This is a genomic window from Collinsella aerofaciens, assembly GCF_040910325.1.
GTDB classification, from domain to species: domain Bacteria; phylum Actinomycetota; class Coriobacteriia; order Coriobacteriales; family Coriobacteriaceae; genus Collinsella; species Collinsella aerofaciens_BL.
Genome location: NZ_JBDGAV010000031.1, coordinates 1 through 17,318, shown reverse-complemented (window position 1 = coordinate 17,318; position 17,318 = coordinate 1). Strand labels below are relative to the sequence as shown.

Below are 17,318 nucleotides of genomic sequence, written 5' to 3'. Positions count from 1 at the left end.
GACGAACAGGGCGTGCCCACTGCCGACGAGCCCACCGCCGTGGCGTTTCGCGAAGTCGTCGATTTGATTGACAGCCTGCCGCTTGATAAGCAGCAGGTCATCGTTCGCGCCTTTACGAGCTTCTTCCACTTGGCAAACCTGTCGGAGGAGAACTACCGTGTGGCGCAGCTGCGCGAGCGCGAGGCCGGCGCATCGACCGATACCGAGGTCGATCCCGCCAACGAACTCACCGTCGCCTATCACCAGTTGGTAAACGAGATGGGCGTCGAGGGTGCCAATGAGCTGCTCGGCAAGCTCGAGTTCCACCCTGTCTTTACCGCACATCCCACCGAGGCCCGTCGTAAGGCCGTCGAGGGCAAGATTCGCCGTATCTCCAACCTGCTGGAGGAGCGTCCGCGTTTGGGCGGCTCCGACCTGGTGGAGAACGAGCGCCATATGCTGCAGGAGATCGACGCCCTGGTGCGTACGAGCCCCATCGCGCTCAAGAAGCCCACGCCGGTCGAGGAAGCCGATACCATCATCGACATCTTCGATAACACGCTGTTCGACGTTATCCCCGTCATCTACCGTCGTTTTGACGACTGGGTGCTGGGCGACAAGGCCGGTACCGTGCCGCCGCTGTGCCCGGCGTTCTTCCATCCCGGCAGCTGGATCGGCTCCGACCGCGACGGCAACCCCAACGTCACCGCCAAGGTGAGCCGCGAAGTCGCCGCCAAGTACTTCACTCACATGGTGCTCAAGCTCGAGGACAAGTGCCGCCGCATCGGCCACAACCTCACGCTCGAGGCCACCTACAGCAAGCCTTCTGCCGAGCTCATTAACCTGTGGAACCATCAGGTCGAGATGAGCCCTCGTTACACGGCCCGCGCCGAGCTGATCTCCGAGCACGAGCCGCATCGCGCCGTCATGCTCGTCATGGCCGACCGCCTGAACGCCACCGTGCGCCGCATCACCGACACCATGTACCACAGCGCCGACGAGTTCCTGGATGACCTGCGCGTCGTCCAGCGTTCGCTTGCTGCCTGCGGTGCCGTCCGTGCCGCCTACGGTCCGGTCCAAACCATCATCTGGCAGGTCGAGTCCTTCGGCTTCCACATGGTCGAGATGGAGTTCCGTCAGCACTCCGTGGTGCACGCCCGCGCCCTCAAGGATATCCACGAGAACGGTATCCATGGCGATCTGCAGCCTATGACGCGCGAGGTCATCGATACCTTCCGCGCTATCGGCTCCATCCAAAAGCGCTACGGCAAGAAGATGGCGCACCGCTACATCATCTCGTTTACCAAGAGTGCCCAGCATGTGGCCGACGTCTTTGAGCTGGCCCACCTGTCCTTCGCACACGAGGAAGACGTTCCCGAGCTCGACGTGATCCCGCTGTTCGAGCAGCTCGAGGACCTCGAGGGCTGCGTTGACGTGCTCGACCAGATGCTTACGCTGCCCGTGGTGCAAAAGCGCCTTGCCCAGACCAACCGCCGCATGGAGGTCATGCTGGGCTATTCCGACTCTTCCAAGGATGCCGGTCCTACCACGGCCATGCTCGCGCTGCACTCCGCGCAGGAGCGCATCGCCAAGTGGGCAGAGAAGAACGATATCGACCTGGTGCTCATGCACGGTCGCGGCGGTGCCGTGGGCCGTGGCGGCGGCCCGGCCAACAAGGCCGTGCTGGCGCAGCCCAAGGGTTCGGTCAACTGCTTCTTTAAGCTCACCGAGCAGGGCGAAGTCATCTTTGCCCGTTACGGCAACCGCACGCTGGCTCAGCGCCATGTTGAGTCCGTTGCCGCCGCAACGCTTTTGCAGTCGGCCCCGAGTGTCGAGAAGACCAACACCGAGACCACGCAGAAGTTCTGGGATATGGCCGAGAAGCTCAACACTGCAAGCCACGAACGCTATCTGGACCTGCTGAACACCGAGGACTTTACACCGTGGTTCTCGACCGTGACGCCGCTGACCGAGGTCGGTCTGCTGCCGATCGGCTCGCGTCCCGCCAAGCGCGGTCTGGGCGCCAAGTCGCTCGATGACCTGCGTACCATCCCGTGGATCTTCAGCTGGAGCCAGGCGCGCATTAACCTGGCCGCTTGGTACGGTCTGGGCACCGCCTGCGAGCAGCTTGGCGATCTTGACCAGCTCAAGGCTGCCTACCAGGAGTGGCCGTTCTTCCGCACCTTTATCGACAACATCGAGATGTCGATCGCCAAGACCGACCAGCGCATCGCCAAGATGTATCTGCACCTGGGCGACCGCCAGGATCTGTCCGAGAAGGTCTTTACCGAGATGCAGCTCACGCGTAAGTGGGTCCTTGCCATCGTCGGTGACGAGTGGCCGCTGCAGCGCCGTCGCGTGCTCGGCTGCGCCGTCCGTGTACGTAACCCCTACGTCGACGCCCTGTCCATCGCCCAGGTCCGCGCCCTTCGCGAGGTGCGTATGAACCAGGACGAGATGGCCGAGGAGAAGAAGGCCGAGTACATGAGCCTGATTCTTTCGACTGTGACCGGCGTCTCGGCAGGATTGCAGAACACGGGGTAATCGATAGCCCTGTGGCTCTCACCGGGACCCGATGGGTTTCCCTCTGAATGCGTCCTCGCACTTGAAGCCCCCTTATCCTGCTCCTTCGGAGCTGCGGATAAGGGGGCTTCGTGCTGCGGTATGCATTCAGAGGGAAACCCATCGGGTCTCTTCGTCCTCGGTCTTCTGGGATTAAAGCTGAGGAGAAGAATGGTGCGCTTCGCGCCTTGCGACTGTAGCGGCTGCGGTCCCGTTTGGGATCGCGGCCGTTTTGTTATGGGGCAAATATGAACGTTGTGTTAATGAGTCGGTGGACGGTGGTGTTTTTCGGTGAGCGGCGTATCCTTCCAACGGTTTATCTAGTGTGTCAGTTGAAAAGGAAGAGGGCGCTCGTCATTGTTTGAATGTGAACTGCCGTTTGACCACAAGACGTTGCATCTGGAGCTCGAGGATAAGAACTTTGCGGGTGTGATGGAAGGTCATCAAAACGAGTTTAAGACTACAAAATCGCAGGAAGAGCTGGTGGAGGAGTCGCTTGCCAACCCTTATGGCTCGCCTTCGCTCGAGGAGCTTTGTGCTGGCAAGAAGGATATTGTCATCATTAGCTCCGATCATACGCGTCCCGTTCCCTCGCGTGTGACGATGCCTATTCTGCTGCATCACATCCATTCTGCTGCGCCCGAGGCTCGCGTGCGTATTCTGGTTGCTACGGGTATGCATCGTCCGTCGACGCACGAGGAGCTCGTCAACAAGTACGGCGAGGAGATCGTTGCCAACGAGGAAATCGTTATGCACGTCGCGACTGACGACAGCATGATGAAAAAGATTGGCACCCTGCCTTCTGGTGGCGAGTGCATCATCAACAAGATTGCCGCCGATTGTGATCTGCTGCTTGCCGAGGGCTTTATTGAGCCGCACTTCTTTGCCGGTTTCTCTGGTAGCCGCAAGTCCGTCCTGCCTGGCATCGCCAGCTACAAGACCATCATGTACAACCACAACGGTCAGTTTGTGAATGATTCCCACTCGCGTGCCGGCAACCTGTGCCACAACCACGTGAGCGAGGACATGTTTGCCGCTGCCGAGATGGCTCACCTTGCCTTTGTGCTTAACGTGGTGCTCAACGGCAAGCACGAGGTCATCGGCTCCTTTGCCGGCGACATTCACAAGGCGCACGAGGCCGGCTGTGAGTTCGTGAAGAGCCTTGCCGGCGTTGAGCCCGTTGAGTGCGAGATTGCCATCACCACTAACGGCGGCTACCCGCTCGACCAGAACATCTACCAGGCCGTGAAGGGCATGTGCTCTGCCGAGGCTACGCTTCCCGAGGGCGGTGTGATCATCGACGTCGCCGGCTGTGCCGACGGTCACGGTGGCGAGGGCTTCTATCACAACATCGCCGACAACGATCCGGCGGAGTTTGAGCGTGCCTGCATCGACCGTCCTAAGGACGAGACCCTGCCCGACCAGTGGACGAGCCAGATCTTTGCCCGCATCCTGGCGCATCACCCTGTGATCATGGTCACCGACCTGTGCGATCACCAGATGATCAAGGATATGCACATGACGCCGGTCAACACCCTCGATGAGGCGCTCAAGCTCGCCTTTGAGATGAAGGGTGCCGATGCCAAGGTGGCCGTCATTCCCGATGGCCTGGGCGTTGTCGTCGCACAGCACTAGTACGCGGCCTAAACGAACCGTTTATAACCGACAAGAAAGATAAGGTTTTATGCTTACCAAACTCCTCTGCGAATTCGGCGCAACGGCCCTCATGATCATCTTTGGCGTGGGCGTGCACTGCGATACCGTGCTTAAGGGCACCAAGTATCAGGGCTCCGGCCACATGTTTGCCATCACCACCTGGTCTTTTGGCATCTCGGTCGCCTTGTTTATCTTTGGCGGCGCCGTGTGCATGAACCCCGCCATGGTGCTTGCCCAGTGCATCGTGGGCCTGGTGCCGTGGAGCAGCTGCATCCCCTTCATGATTGCCGATATGCTCGGCGGCTTTGTGGGCGCCGTGATCGCGTGGTTGATGTATGCCGATGAGTTCAAGGCTTCCGACGGCGTCGTCGACCCTATTGCCCAGCGCAACATCTTCTCGACCAACCCCACCACCGAGGGCACCAACTATGCCCGCAACTTCTTCTGCGAGGCTATCTGCACCTTTGTGTTCATCAGCGCCATCCTGGCTACCGCTAGCCGTGCCGGCGAGAACGTTTTGATGCTCGCTATCTGCGTCGGTCTGATCGTTTGGGCTGTTGGCATGGGCATGGGCGGCATTACTGGCTTCGCCATGAACCAGGCTCGTGACCTTGGTCCTCGCATGGCCTATCAGGTGCTGCCGATCAAGAACAAGGCCGACAACAACTGGAAGTATGGCCTGCTTGTTCCTGGCATCGCTCCGTTTGTCGGTGCCGCTCTGGCCGCGCTGTTTGTGCATGGTTTCTTGGGCATGTTCTAGTCTGAGGCTACATAGTTGTCCGCTGGCCGCATGGGGTAACTTCCCAGCGCGTCCTCGGACATGCAAAAAGGCTCGCTGCGCACTTCGTGCGGCGAGCCTTTTTGCGTCCTGCGGAATGCGCTGGGAAGTTACCCCATGCGGACAGCTGCGGGATCTTTGTTGCGTTCGTACAAGCAACCCAATATATATCTGAATTTGGATGGGAGGGGCTTGTTGCTGGTAGGGGCGTTGGGCTTCTGTCGACACTTTGGGATGGATTGTGCTTTGGGTTGGGGCGGCGCTTTGAGATGAGGTCGGAACTTTGGGATGAGGGGTTTACTCAGTTGAAGAGAGGCTTAATGGCTGATAGGTAGTCTTTGGCTACGTCGGCTTTGGCTGCTTGGAAGTTGTGCCAGGCCCACCATTGGACCATTCCTACGAAGCTTGAGGCTATGTGGTGTAGTAAGAAGCTGCGGTCCATGGTGGCGGCGGGGCCTGCGGGGTCGACGGGGACGGTTTCGGCTGAGCGCGACATGATGGTCTTGCGGAGGCAGTCGGCGAAGACGCGTGAGCCGGCGCCGGCTACGAGGGCTCGAACGCCCTGACGGCGTTCCCAGAGGTTGTTGAGGATATGCTCGACTTGCACGAGTGGGTCGTCGAGCGGCGTACCATCGTCGTCGAGGGCGTGGGTGCAGATGTCGCTCACGAGCTCGGACAGTAGGTCGTCTTTGCTCTTAAAGAGGCCGTAGAATGTCGCGCGGCCTACGTGGGCGCGCGCGATGATGTCGCCGACGGTGATCTTGCCGTAGTCCTCTTCGCGCAGCAGCTCGGAGAACGCCGAAACGATGGCAGCGCGGCTTTTTGCCTTGCGGGCATCCATGGCTATGCGTCCGCGTGAACGAGCAGGCAGCGGAGCGTACCGGAGCAACCCTCGTAGGGGCGCTTGCCAGCGCCGTAGCCGACGGCTTCGATGCGGTAGCGTGAGGGCAGTTGGTCGGACGTACACAGCGCGGTGACGATGGCGGCGCCCGTGGGCGTCACGAGCTCGCCGGCGACCGGTGCAGGCGTGAGGGCGATATTGCCCGCCTGGCACAGGTTGACGACAGCGGGGACGGGAATGGGCATGAGGCCGTGGGCACAGTGGATGGTGCCGTGGCCCTCGGAGAGCGACTCGACGACAATATCCTCGATGCCCAGGTCATCGAGGCAGATGGCGACAGAGCAGACGTCGACGATGGAATCGACGGCGCCTACCTCGTGGAACATGACGGTCTCGGGCGTTTTGCCGTGGGCCTTGGCCTCGGAGGCGGCGAGCGCGGTAAAGATGGCGTGCGCACGACGCTTGGCGCCATCGCTTAACTGCGAGCCGTCGATGATGGCGGTGACGTCCGCCAAAGAACGGTGGTGATGGTGGTGGGCGTGATGGTGACCCTCGTGGCCATGGCCGTGGGTCTCATGATCATGCTCATGGCAGTGCTCATGCTCGTCATGGTCATGATGGTGGTGCTCGTGCTCGTGCGTGTGCTCGGCAGCTGCTTCGTTGCCGTAGAGCCATGCCATGTCGTGGTCGTGGTTCTCGAGCTCTTCTGCCAGCTGAACGTCGAAATCGCAGGCGTCGATGCCATGCTTGTTTACGCGCGTGACGGCGATCGTAAAGCCGTCGACCGGCAGTGTGGCGAGCTGTTCGCGCAGGTGCTCCTCGCTGGCGCCCAGGTCGAGCAGGGCCGCGACGGTCATATCGCCGCTGATGCCCGAGGTGCCGTCGATGATAAGCGTGTGCTGATGGTTAGACATGAAATGCTCCTTAACGGGCGCGAGACGTGCCGGCGTTCAGATGATTAATAAGACTTGCCTGGTAGGCGGCGCCAAAGCCGTTGTCGATATTGACGACCGAAACGCCGCTGGCGCAGGAGTTGAGCATGGCGAGCAGCGCGGCTACGCCACCAAAGCTCGCGCCGTAACCCACGCTGGTGGGAACGGCGATGACCGGACAGCTCACCAGGCCGCCGACAACGCTCGCCAGTGCGCCCTCCATGCCGGCAATGGCGATGACCACCTGTGCCTGGGCAAGCTCCTCGGCATGCGCGAGTAGACGGTGCAGGCCGGCGACACCCACGTCGTAGAGGCGGTCGACCTCGTTGCCATAGAATTCGGCCGTCAATGCGGCTTCCTCGGCGACGGGCAGGTCGCTCGTGCCGGCGCAGGCGACGACGATGCGTCCGTTGCCGGTAGGGGAGGGCTTACCGCCCACGAGGGCGAGCTGTGCGTCCGGGACATATCCCAGGTCGATGTCGCTGACGAGAAGCTCAGCGGTGCGCGCGGCTTTTTCGGCATCTAAGCGTGTGACCAGGATGCGCTCCTGGCCTGCATCGAGTAATGCTTTGATAATGGCGGCAATTTGCTCGGCGGTTTTACCGGCACCGTAGACAACCTCGCCGGCTCCCTGGCGCACTCCGCGCGAAAGATCGAGCTGCGCAAAACCCAGATCGGCGGTTGGCGCCGTCTGGAGGCGCGTGAGGGCGACTGCCGGGGTGACTACTCCGCCGGCAACATCGCTCAGCAATTGCTCAAGATCTCGCTTATCCATATATGTTCCCTTCGACGGCGCAAAGTCTAGCACTCAAAGGGTATGTTTCCGAACACTAAGACAAAATTGTTCGGAAACTATAGGACAGACTGATTCTCTTGTTAGAAGGATCGACTAGTCGCGCAGGATGATGTCCATGGCGAGCATCAGGTTGCGCTCATCGATGGCAAACGGGGCGGCTTCGCGCGTCTTGGGCTTGGCGCAAAACGCGATGCCCGTGCCCGCGGCCTGAATCATGGGGATGTCGTTGGCGCCGTCACCGATCGCGACGGTGTGGGCCATGTCGACACCGCACTCAACCGCCCAATCCAGCAGCTGGATGAGCTTGGATTCCTTGGTCACGATGTCTGCCGCCAGCTTACCGGTGAGCTTGCCGTCCACGACCTCTAGGCGGTTAGCCAGGCAAAAATCGATGCCCGCGGCGGCCACGATCTTGTCGGCCACCTCATGGAAGCCGCCGCTTACCACGCCGACCTTCCAGCCCTTGCTGTGCGCTGAGCGCACAAGCTCCAGCGCGCCAGGAGTAAACGTCACGCGCTCAAAGGTACGCTCGAACACACTCTCGTCCAAGCCGGCAAGCAGCCCCACGCGCTCCTCGAGCGCCTGCTTAAAGTCCAGTTCGCCGCGCATGGCGCGCTCAGTGATCTTCGCCACTTGCTCGCCTACGCCGGCCTCCTCGCCCAACAGGTCGATGACCTCCTGGTTGATGAGCGTGGAGTCGATATCCATAACAATGAGCCGTGCAGTCATGACGGGCCTTTCCAAGTGCTGTTTTATTGGGGCATATTGTCGCACGTGACGCGTGCAGACGGGTGCCGCGACGCATCAATTGTTTCGTCTCCGTCAAGTCTTTGGGCAGGAGCCACTTTTCCGCGGCACATCGACACAGGTGCGATAAGATAGAACGCCATGTCTGGCTGCGCGGTTTACGCAGGCTGGGCAAATCTGTACGACGCCGCCCGGAACGACACGGGGCGGCACAGATCCATAAAGGAGGATCACTGGTATGAGCCAGACCCGTCCCATCGACGAGCATTCCATGCACACCCGTACCTGCGGCGAGCTTCGCCGCGAGAACGTGGGCGAAGAGGTCACCCTCACCGGTTGGGTGAGCCGTCGCCGTGACCACGGCGGCCTTATTTTCTGCGACCTTCGCGACCGCGAGGGCATCACGCAGCTCACCTTCGACCCCGAGCACTCCGACGGCGACGCCTTTAAGATCGCCGAGACCATGCGTCCCGAGTGGCCCATCAAGATCCACGGCGTCGTGCGCTCCCGTGGCGAGGAGACCACCAACACCAAGCTCGCGACCGGCGAGATTGAGGTCCTGACCGACCACGCCGAGGTGCTCAACACGTCCGTCACCCCGCCGTTCCAGATCGAGGACGGCATCGAGACCAGCGAGGACACCCGCCTGCGCTATCGCTATCTGGACCTCCGTCGTCCCGAAATGATGGCCAACCTCAAGCTGCGCTCCGACTTCACCTTTGCCATTCGCGAGGCGCTGCACAACCGTGAGTTCATGGAGGTCGAGACGCCCTCCCTGTTCAAGTCCACGCCCGAGGGCGCCCGCGACTTCATCGTCCCCAGCCGCATCCAGCCGGGTAACTTCTACGCCCTGCCGCAGTCCCCGCAGCTCCTGAAGCAGCTGCTCATGGTCGGTGGCGTCGAGCGCTACTACCAGGTTGCCAAGTGCTTCCGCGACGAGGACCTGCGTGCCGACCGCCAGCCCGAGTTCACTCAGGTCGATATCGAGATGTCCTTCGTGGACCAGAACGATGTCATGAGCGCGCTCGAAGAGGTTCTTGCCGATGCCTTCGGCCGCATGGGTGTCGAGATGCCCACGCCGCTGCGTCGTATGAACTACTGGGATGCCATGGACACCTATGGCTCCGACAAGCCCGATACCCGCTATGGCATGCACCTGGTCGACCTGACCGACATCTTTGCCAACTCCAAGTTCAAGGTCTTTGCGACTGCCGCAAACGAGGAGGGCTCCGTCGTCAAGGCCATCAACGCCAAGGGCGCCGGTGCCTGGGCACGTGCCAAGATCGATAAGCTCGCCGGCGTGGCCTCCACGTTTGGCGCCAAGGGCCTGGCATGGATCGCCTTCCGCGAGGACGGCTCCATCAACAGCCCCATCGTCAAGTTCTTCTCGGACGAGGAGATGGCCGCTCTGCGCGAGCGCATGGACGTCGAGCCCGGCGACCTTGTGATGTTCGCCGCCGGCCCGCGCCTGCTCTCCGACGAGATCCTGGGCGGCATGCGTTCGCACATGGCCAACGCACTCGAGATCAAGCGCGAGGGCCACGACTTCCTGTGGGTCGTCAATTTCCCGCTGTTCCATTGGGACGAGGACCGCAAGGCCTATGCTGCCGAGCATCAGCCCTTTACCCTGCCGACCGAGACCGACATCGCCAAGATCGAGGCCGATCCGCTGGCGGCCGGTTCGTGCACCTACGACTTTGTCATGGACGGCTTTGAGGCCGGCGGTGGCGGTATGCGTATCCACAACGCCGAGATGCAGATGTCCATGCTCAAGCTCCTGGGCTTTACCGAGGAGCGCGCCGAGTCTCAGTTTGGCTTCCTCATGGAGGCCCTCAAGTTTGGTGCGCCCCCGATGGGCGGTTTCGCTCTGGGCCTGGACCGCGTGTGCATGCTGCTCGCCGGTTCCGACTCCATCCGCGACGTCATGGCGTTTCCCAAGACGGCCAGCGGCTCCGACCTTATGTCGGGCGCCCCGAGTGCCGTTAGCGGCGCCCAGCTCAAGGACGTCAGCCTGCGCCTGATGTAGGCGAGCGGCTACATATTGCTTGCAACGAGGGAAGGACGTGTGCCTTTCCTCGTTTTTTATGCGCCGAGATTGTGAGGGCTTGGGATGACCGGGCGTCGCGGAAAGTGCGTCCCGGAATCTGCGTCTGGAATGGGATGAGCTTTCCGCTAGGGTCGTTCCGCGGAAACTGAAACCCGGAATTTGCGTTCAGAGCGGGTCGCGGTTTCCCAAACAGAGCCCTTTGGGAAACTGCGACCCAGACTCCAGCCAAATAACGGGACGCACTTTCCGGTTGAGCTGTCTAACGGAAACTGTGACCCAGAATGAGCGCTCAAAACGGGGCAGTCTTTCCGCAACAATTGTCTGGCGGAAAGACTGCCCCAGTTTTTTTATAGCGAGTCTCTCTGGATCAGCTGCATGTGCATCACGGAGGTGGTGGGCTCGGCACCCTTGATCATGTCGAGCGCAATGTTGGCGGCCATGTGGCCTTCTTCGCGCAGGGGCTGACGGACGGTCGTGAGCGCGGGGACACAGCGCGCCGCAATCTCGTGATCGTCGAAGCCGACGACAGAAACGTCCGCAGGAACGGATAGGCCTGCCTCGTTGAGCGCGGTGATGACGCCAGCCGCGATACGGTCCGATCCGCAGAGCACGCCATCGAAAGCAATCTCGCGCGCGAGGATCTGGTGCATGGCCTGATAGCCGTCTCCGTTGTTCCAGCCGGTATAGATAACGTTTGCGTCTGGGAGGTCTTCGCCCAAGACGGCACGGTAGCCGCGCAGGCGGTCGACAACAGCGGGGTTGTCTTGCGGTCCCAACACGGCGACGATATCTTTGCGCCCGCGTTCCTTCATGGCGAGTGCCGCAAAGTGTCCGCCCTCTTCGTCGTCAGAGTAGACTGTCGAGAACACATCGCGATAGGGGTGGCCCTCGAGCTGGCCGCACAACACGGTGGGTACGCCCAGCTCGCGCAGCACCTCGAGCAGCTCGCTGCCCTTGTAGGGGGAGACGTCGATCACGGCGTCGAACGAGCGGCGCTCAAAGTGCTCGCGTGCGCGGTTGCGCTCATGCGTAGAAGACGCCTGCAAGATAACGGGCAGATAGGACGACTCCGACAGTTCCTCGGTAATGCCGCTCAAAAACTCGCTATAGGTGGGGTCGCTGAAGAGTTCACTTAGGGGCTCGGTCACGAGCACGGCGATGATTTCCGTGCGCCCGACAGCGAGCGCTCGGCCACGAGCGTTGGGGACAAAATTGACTTCCTTGGCCGCCGCGCGGACGCGCCTTTTGGTTTCCTCGCTAATGCGGGGCGAATCGTTGAGAGCGCGCGATGCCGTGGAGCGCGACACGCCGGCAGCTGCGGCAACCTCGGCAAGCGTAGGTGCGGTGCGAACTGGTTGGGTCATGGCGTCTCCTGGAGAATGCGGTCGATGTTGTCGCTGATACGGGTTGGTGCGGATACAGCTTACTATAGTGCGCCTGAACAGCGTTCATGGTATCCGGTGACCGGTGTCGTTTTGCAACCAAGCCACAATCGAATACGTATCGTATGGGTGAGATATCAGCGGGCGTGGCGGTTGCCTACGAGCTTAAGAACGATGTCTTGCGCTGAGTTTCGATACTCAGGGTGACATAAGTGTCGCGGTTGTACAACCGGTTGCACCGTTAACCTGACCAAATCGACCGTTCAGCGGACAACCGGTTGCACAGTTTTTTGCATCGCCCGTAAGATAAGGACAACCGGTTGCACAAGAATCACTACGATGACGAAGGAGCATCACCATGGACGCCATTAACGATTGGGAAAACCAAGCGCTCACCCACAGGAACCGCCTGGCACCCCATGCGTACTTTATGGGTTACGAGACCGCCGATCTCGCCGCTACGTACAGCCGCGAGCTGTCGCGCGGGTTTGTCCAGCTGTCCGGCTCGTGGCAGTTCCGCCTCTTTGAGGGGCCTGCTGCCGTCTCTAACGAGGAGCTTTCCACGTACGAGCCCGAGTGGGATCACGTGGAGGTTCCGCACCTGTGGCAGGTGGACGGCTATGGCAACCTTGCCTACACCGACGAGGGTTTCCCGTTCCCGGTGGATCAGCCGCTCGTTCCCTCTGACGATCCCACGGGCGTGTACCAGCGCATCGTCAATCTTCCCGCCGTGCCTGCCGGCGCTCGCGAGATCATTCGCTTTGACGGCATCGAGAGCTATGGCGAGCTGTACGTCAACGGCAAGTTTATCGGCATGACCAAGGGCTCGCGCCTGTCTGCCGAGTTCGACGTGACCGACGCGCTTGTCGAGGGCGACAACCTGTTTGCGGTCAAGGTTCTGCAGTACAGCGATGGTAGCTATATCGAGGACCAAGACATGTGGTGGGCATCGGGCATCTTCCGCGATGTGTACCTTATGCAGCGTCCCGCCGCACACCTGGTCGACTTTAGGTTCCGCACGCACCGCGAGGGCGATACCGCTTTGATTACGCTCGATACGGTTGCCGAGGACGCTTCCCGCGTTGTGTTTACGCTCAGCGATGGCGAGAACGTGGTGGCTACGGGTGAGTGCGTCGACGGCCATGCCGAGTACAGCGTTGCCGATGCCCACTTCTGGAATCCCGAGGACCCCTTCCTCTATGACCTTACGTTTGAGGTCTACGACGGTGACCAGGTCAGCGAGTACGTCCCGCATCGCCAGGGCCTTGCCGAGGTGACGGTCGAGGGCAATCATATCTACCTCAACGGCACCTACTTTAAGATGCATGGCGTCAACCGCCACGATCACGACGATCACAAGGGCCGCGCCGTGGGCCTCGATCGCATGCGCCGCGACCTGGAGCTCATGAAGCAGCACAACATCAACGCGGTGCGCACGTCCCACTACGCCAACGACCCGCGCTTTTACGAGCTGTGCGACGAGTATGGCATCATGCTGGTCGCCGAGACCGATATGGAGAGCCATGGCTTCGAGAATATCGGCAATATCGCCCTGGTCACCGACGACCCGGCATGGGAGCCGGCCTACGTCGACCGCGTCGAGCGCTTGGTGATGCAGGAGCGCAACCACGCCTGCATCATTATGTGGTCGATGGGCAACGAGAGCGGCTATGGCTGCAACATCCGCGCGATGTACGCCAAGGCTCACGAGCTCGATGGTCGTCCGGTCCATTACGAGGAGGACCGCAACGCCGATACCGTCGATGTCATTTCCACGATGTACTCCCGTGTGTCGCAGATGAACGACTTTGGTGAGCATCCGTTCCCCAAGCCGCGCATCAACTGCGAGTACGGCCACTCCATGGGCAATGGCCCCGGAGGCCTGTCCGAGTACCAGGAGGTCTTCGATCGCTGGGATTGCATCCAAGGCCAGTTTATCTGGGAATGGTGCGACCACGGTCTGGCTGCTGTGACCGAGGACGGCGTTGCCTACGACATGTATGGCGGCGACAACGGCGACTACCCCAACAACAGCAACTTCTGCATCGATGGCATGGTGTTCCCCTGGCAGCAGCCGAGTCCGGGCCTCACTGAGTATGGTCAGGTCATCTGCCCGGTTCGCATGGCTTATGACGCCGAGGCAGGCGAGCTGACTGTCACTAACAAGCGTTGGTTTACCACCCTCGAGGATGTCTGCCTGTCGGCCGAGACCCTGGTGGACGGCGACGTGGTCTGCCGCAAGACGCTCATGCCCGGCGCGGTTGCCCCCGGCGAGTCCGTCCAGCTTCCGCTGGTGATTCGCGAGGCCGCGGTAGGCGAGACCCTGCTGACTGTGCGCGCCTACACCATGGCCGCTCACGTCTGGTGCGAGCCGATGTTCCAACTGGGCGCAAACCAGTTTGCCATCGCAAACCATCCGGCGCCGGCCATTGCGGCCCCCACTCGTCCTGAGCTTACGGTCGAGGAGACCGAGCAGGAGATTCGCATTCACTCCCTCAACGGCGAGCTGACCTTCAGCAAGGTAAACGGCACCGTGAGCGAGTGGAAGGCATCCGGCCGCGACGTCATGGCCTCTGGCCCCCAGGTTGGTTTTTGGCATCCGCTCGTCGACAACCACGCCCAGGAGTACGACTCCCTGTGGAAGGACAACTTCATCGATGTAATGCAGACGTCCACCCGCAAGGTTTCTTGGAAGCAGGACGGCAATGCGGTCGCCGTTACCGTGAGCCAACGCATTGCTCCTCCCGTCCGTGCGTTCGGCATGCGCGTCGAGCTTGTCTACACCGTGCTTCCGAGCGGTCGCGTCGACCTCAAGGTTTCCGGCGAGCCCTACGGCGATTACTCGGATATCATCCCGCGCATCGGCATCTCCTTTGAGGTCCCCGGTTGCGATCGTGCCGTCGAGTGGTATGGCCACGGCCCGGGCGAGAACTATCCGGACTCGCTGCGCGCCAACCCGGTCGGTCATTACCGCACTACGGTCGACGACATGTTCACGCCGTATGTCATGCCCCAGGATTGTGCCAACCGCGAGGGTACCCGCTGGGTTGCCCTGCGCTCTAGCCACGGTGACGGCGTGCTGGTGACGCGTCCGGCTGACGCTGCCTCCAATCCGTTCTCGTTCTCGGCATGGCCCTATAGCTGCGAGGCCATCGATAACGCCAAGCACGTCTACGACCTTGTCAAGGGCGACACGGTTACGGTCAACATCAACGACCAGCTGCTCGGCCTTGGTTCGAACTCTTGGGGTTCCGAGGTGCTCGATTCCTATCGCACCCGTTTTGAGAGCTTCAGCTTTGAGGTGTCCCTGCGACCGCTGACGTCTGCCGATCTGGCTCAGGCACTGGCACCCATTAAGGAGGCATAAGTCATGCATGTCTTTAACTCGCGCGCCGATTTCGACGCTCAGATGAAGTCCGTCAAGAAGTGGATGCGTACCGGACAGGCGCTCGACGGCGTTTCTGAACTGCAGCACGATGTGGCGTACTCCATCGGCGACTCGCTGGTGTATTGGTGGGTGAACGCCCACGAGGCGGCTACCGCCGATCTGGTCGGTCACCGTCGCTATCATGCCGTGCTCGCCCCGCTCGACGGCGACCTGACTGTCGAGGTTGCCCCCAAGGCAGGCCTCACCTGCACCCGCGCCTACAGCGATATCGATGATCGCGAGCGCTTTGAGGGTACGGGGGAGACCGTGACGATTCCCGCCGGCGGCGTTGCCGTCGTCGAAATTGACGAGGCCTACCGTGTCGTGGCCGATGCCGCGGATCCCCGCGTCGTGGTACTGCACGTGACAGTCGAAGGTTATTCCTTCCCCAACAAGTAGTATTCGTCCGCCTGGACGTTTGCTTCGCGCCGTTAAGGGGGATGGCTTTGTTGACTCCCTTTTCCCCATTCCCCTTAGCAGGTGCGCCGTCCGTGTTTGCACTTGCAGCTCGGACGGTTTTAGATGACATTTAACAGATGATTGGGAGGGCTTATGAGCTCTGAAAAACGAGGAACGATTGGTTCGTTCGCTCTGCTGGGCATGACGGTCGCCGCCGTGTTCGGTATCAAGAACATCATCAACAACAACGCGGCCATCGGCTTGGCAGCTGCGCCGTCGTTCTTCTTCGCCACGCTTTTGTACTTTGTCCCCTATACCCTGGTTACCGCCGAGTTCGTCGGCCTCAACAAGGACTCCGAGTCTGGCGTGTACGCATGGGTTAAGACCTCGATGGGTGGTCGCTGGGCGTTCCTGACGGCATTTAGCTACTGGTTCGTTAACCTGTTCTTCTTTGCGTCCGTCCTGCCCAACGTCATCATCTACGCGAGCTACGTGTTCTTTGGTGCCAACGCCGAGCTTTCGCAGCTGTGGATCACCATTATCGAGATCGTCGTCTTTGCTATCGCCACGTGGGTTTCGACCAAGGGCGCTAAGTGGATCGGCTCCATTTCCTCCTTCGGTTCGACCGCGGCTCTCGGCCTGACCGCCGTGTTCATCCTGCTGTCCCTGGCTGCTGCCTTTGGCGGCGTTGAGTTCGCTACGGCTCCTACTCCCGCTAACATGGCTCCCGACATGAGCAACTTCGCAACTGCGTGGGGCTTCTTCGGTACGCTTGCCTGGATCATCCAGGGCGTTGGCGGCGCTGAGTCTGTCGGCGTGTTCCTTAACGACCTTAAGGGTGGCGTCAAGGCCTTCGTGCGCACCGTCGTTATCGCCGGCCTGACCATCGGCCTTCTGTATGCAGGCGCTTCGCTGCTGGTTAACCTGTTCATCCCCGAGGGCGGCGTTGCCATCTCCACCGGTATCTTCGACGTATTCGGCGCTGTCTTTGCCCACTTTGGCATTCCCATGGAAGTGTCTACGCGCGCCATCGGCTTGATCCTTCTCGCCGCCACGCTGGGCTCCCTCATGATGTGGACCTCTGCTCCCATCAAGGTTTTCTTCACCGAGATCCCCAAGGGCGTCTTTGGTAGCAAGATCGTCGAGCTCAACGAGCATGGCATTCCTGCCCGCGCTGCTTGGCTGCAGTTCGCCATCGTCGTCCCCATCCTGATCATCCCGGCCCTGGGCTCCGGTAACCTCGACGACCTGCTCATGATCGTCACCAACATGACGGCTGCCACCGCTCTGCTCCCGCCGCTGCTGATCCTGCTTGCCTACTTTATGCTGCGCAAGAACTTCGACGCTGCTCCCCGTGGCTTCCGCATGGGCTCGCGCAGCTTTGGCCTGGTCGTTGCCGCCTTCCTGCTCGTGGTCTTCTGCTTCGTGCTTATCTGCGGCACCATTCCGCTTGATCAGCCTCTGTGGCTGACGCTGGTCTACAACGTTGGCGGCGTGGTTGTCTTCCTGGGCCTTGCCGTGATGTGGTACAACCGCTACATCAACCGCCTGCGCGAGACCGATCCCGAGGCCGCCGAGAGCGAGCTTCGCCCCTCCGTTCTCGACATGATGGAGTAGCGGCTAGGATTAATCTACGGCTGTGGAATAAATCGATTCCCTTTCCTAAGGAGGGGCCTTACGAGGCCCCTCCTTTTGTGTTCAAGACTTTAGTCTGCTGGGCGCGCAGCGGCCAGCTTCAACCCACCCGCTATGCGGGTGGAGACAAACGGCTT

General features: G+C 60.9%; 12 protein-coding genes. 7 read left to right on the top strand and 5 right to left on the bottom strand.

Features of this window, described 5'->3' with window-relative positions:
* The 3 genes from AB5Z25_RS09775 to larD all read left to right on the top strand — a co-directional run.
* Positions 1 to 2,523, top strand: a 2,523-nt coding sequence (locus AB5Z25_RS09775; RefSeq protein WP_368135449.1) for a phosphoenolpyruvate carboxylase, incomplete at its 5' end; no start/stop codon positions are given.
* Between the two features lie 375 nt (positions 2,524 to 2,898).
* Positions 2,899 to 4,176 (top strand): nickel-dependent lactate racemase, encoded by a 1,278-nt coding sequence (gene larA / locus AB5Z25_RS09770; protein WP_022093875.1) that lies wholly within the window; start codon positions 2,899 to 2,901, stop codon positions 4,174 to 4,176.
* Between the two features lie 49 nt (positions 4,177 to 4,225).
* A complete protein-coding gene (gene larD, locus AB5Z25_RS09765; protein ID WP_055309665.1) occupies positions 4,226 to 4,957 on the top strand; it encodes a D/L-lactic acid transporter LarD in 732 nt (243 codons plus the stop codon).
* A gap of 319 nt (positions 4,958 to 5,276) precedes the next feature.
* Here larD and AB5Z25_RS09760 read toward each other — a convergent pair whose 3' ends face one another.
* The 4 genes from AB5Z25_RS09760 to serB all read right to left on the bottom strand — a co-directional run bounded on the left by AB5Z25_RS09760 (position 5,277) and on the right by serB (position 8,273).
* Positions 5,277 to 5,816, bottom strand: a complete 540-nt coding sequence (locus tag AB5Z25_RS09760) for a TetR/AcrR family transcriptional regulator (protein WP_368135448.1) — start codon at positions 5,814 to 5,816, stop codon at positions 5,277 to 5,279.
* A gap of 2 nt (positions 5,817 to 5,818) precedes the next feature.
* Positions 5,819 to 6,730 (bottom strand): nickel pincer cofactor biosynthesis protein LarC, encoded by a 912-nt coding sequence (gene larC / locus AB5Z25_RS09755; protein WP_161115465.1) that lies wholly within the window; start codon positions 6,728 to 6,730, stop codon positions 5,819 to 5,821.
* A 10-nt stretch (positions 6,731 to 6,740) separates the two neighbouring features.
* Positions 6,741 to 7,523 (bottom strand): nickel pincer cofactor biosynthesis protein LarB, encoded by a 783-nt coding sequence (gene larB, locus AB5Z25_RS09750; protein WP_368135446.1) that lies wholly within the window; start codon positions 7,521 to 7,523, stop codon positions 6,741 to 6,743.
* A gap of 114 nt (positions 7,524 to 7,637) precedes the next feature.
* Entirely contained in the window at positions 7,638 to 8,273 is a 636-nt protein-coding gene (serB, locus tag AB5Z25_RS09745; RefSeq protein WP_055285969.1) for a phosphoserine phosphatase SerB, read from the bottom strand.
* Positions 8,274 to 8,529: 256 nt separating this feature from the next.
* On the opposite strand from serB, the gene aspS reads away from it, so the two are divergent.
* Positions 8,530 to 10,317 carry an aspartate--tRNA ligase gene (gene aspS / locus AB5Z25_RS09740; protein WP_368135445.1) on the top strand — a complete coding sequence of 596 codons (1,788 nt, stop codon included), beginning with the start codon at positions 8,530 to 8,532 and terminating at the stop codon, positions 10,315 to 10,317.
* 368 nt (positions 10,318 to 10,685) lie between these two features.
* Here aspS and AB5Z25_RS09735 read toward each other — a convergent pair whose 3' ends face one another.
* Positions 10,686 to 11,702 carry a LacI family DNA-binding transcriptional regulator gene (locus tag AB5Z25_RS09735; RefSeq protein ID WP_368135444.1) on the bottom strand — a complete coding sequence of 339 codons (1,017 nt, stop codon included), beginning with the start codon at positions 11,700 to 11,702 and terminating at the stop codon, positions 10,686 to 10,688.
* Between the two features lie 376 nt (positions 11,703 to 12,078).
* Between AB5Z25_RS09735 and AB5Z25_RS09730 the strand changes: the two genes are divergently transcribed.
* The 3 genes from AB5Z25_RS09730 to AB5Z25_RS09720 all read left to right on the top strand — a co-directional run bounded on the left by AB5Z25_RS09730 (position 12,079) and on the right by AB5Z25_RS09720 (position 17,163).
* Positions 12,079 to 15,087 (top strand): glycoside hydrolase family 2 TIM barrel-domain containing protein, encoded by a 3,009-nt coding sequence (locus AB5Z25_RS09730; RefSeq protein ID WP_368135443.1) that lies wholly within the window; start codon positions 12,079 to 12,081, stop codon positions 15,085 to 15,087.
* Positions 15,088 to 15,090: 3 nt separating this feature from the next.
* A complete protein-coding gene (locus AB5Z25_RS09725; RefSeq protein ID WP_346981714.1) occupies positions 15,091 to 15,546 on the top strand; it encodes a NanQ anomerase/TabA/YiaL family protein in 456 nt (151 codons plus the stop codon).
* A gap of 153 nt (positions 15,547 to 15,699) precedes the next feature.
* Positions 15,700 to 17,163: an amino acid permease gene (locus AB5Z25_RS09720; protein ID WP_238022490.1), complete on the top strand. Its 1,464-nt coding sequence runs from the start codon at positions 15,700 to 15,702 to the stop codon at positions 17,161 to 17,163.
* Positions 17,164 to 17,318 lie beyond the last annotated feature (155 nt).

Coding starts and splice junctions, on each gene's coding strand:
- larD (WP_055309665.1), top strand. CDS start 4,226: ATGCTTACCAAACTCCTCTGCGAATTCGGCGCAACGGCCCTCATGATC.
- AB5Z25_RS09760 (WP_368135448.1), bottom strand. CDS start 5,816: ATGGATGCCCGCAAGGCAAAAAGCCGCGCTGCCATCGTTTCGGCGTTC.
- larC (WP_161115465.1), bottom strand. CDS start 6,730: ATGTCTAACCATCAGCACACGCTTATCATCGACGGCACCTCGGGCATC.
- larB (WP_368135446.1), bottom strand. CDS start 7,523: ATGGATAAGCGAGATCTTGAGCAATTGCTGAGCGATGTTGCCGGCGGA.
- serB (WP_055285969.1), bottom strand. CDS start 8,273: ATGACTGCACGGCTCATTGTTATGGATATCGACTCCACGCTCATCAAC.
- aspS (WP_368135445.1), top strand. CDS start 8,530: ATGAGCCAGACCCGTCCCATCGACGAGCATTCCATGCACACCCGTACC.
- AB5Z25_RS09735 (WP_368135444.1), bottom strand. CDS start 11,702: ATGACCCAACCAGTTCGCACCGCACCTACGCTTGCCGAGGTTGCCGCA.
- AB5Z25_RS09730 (WP_368135443.1), top strand. CDS start 12,079: ATGGACGCCATTAACGATTGGGAAAACCAAGCGCTCACCCACAGGAAC.
- AB5Z25_RS09725 (WP_346981714.1), top strand. CDS start 15,091: ATGCATGTCTTTAACTCGCGCGCCGATTTCGACGCTCAGATGAAGTCC.
- AB5Z25_RS09720 (WP_238022490.1), top strand. CDS start 15,700: ATGAGCTCTGAAAAACGAGGAACGATTGGTTCGTTCGCTCTGCTGGGC.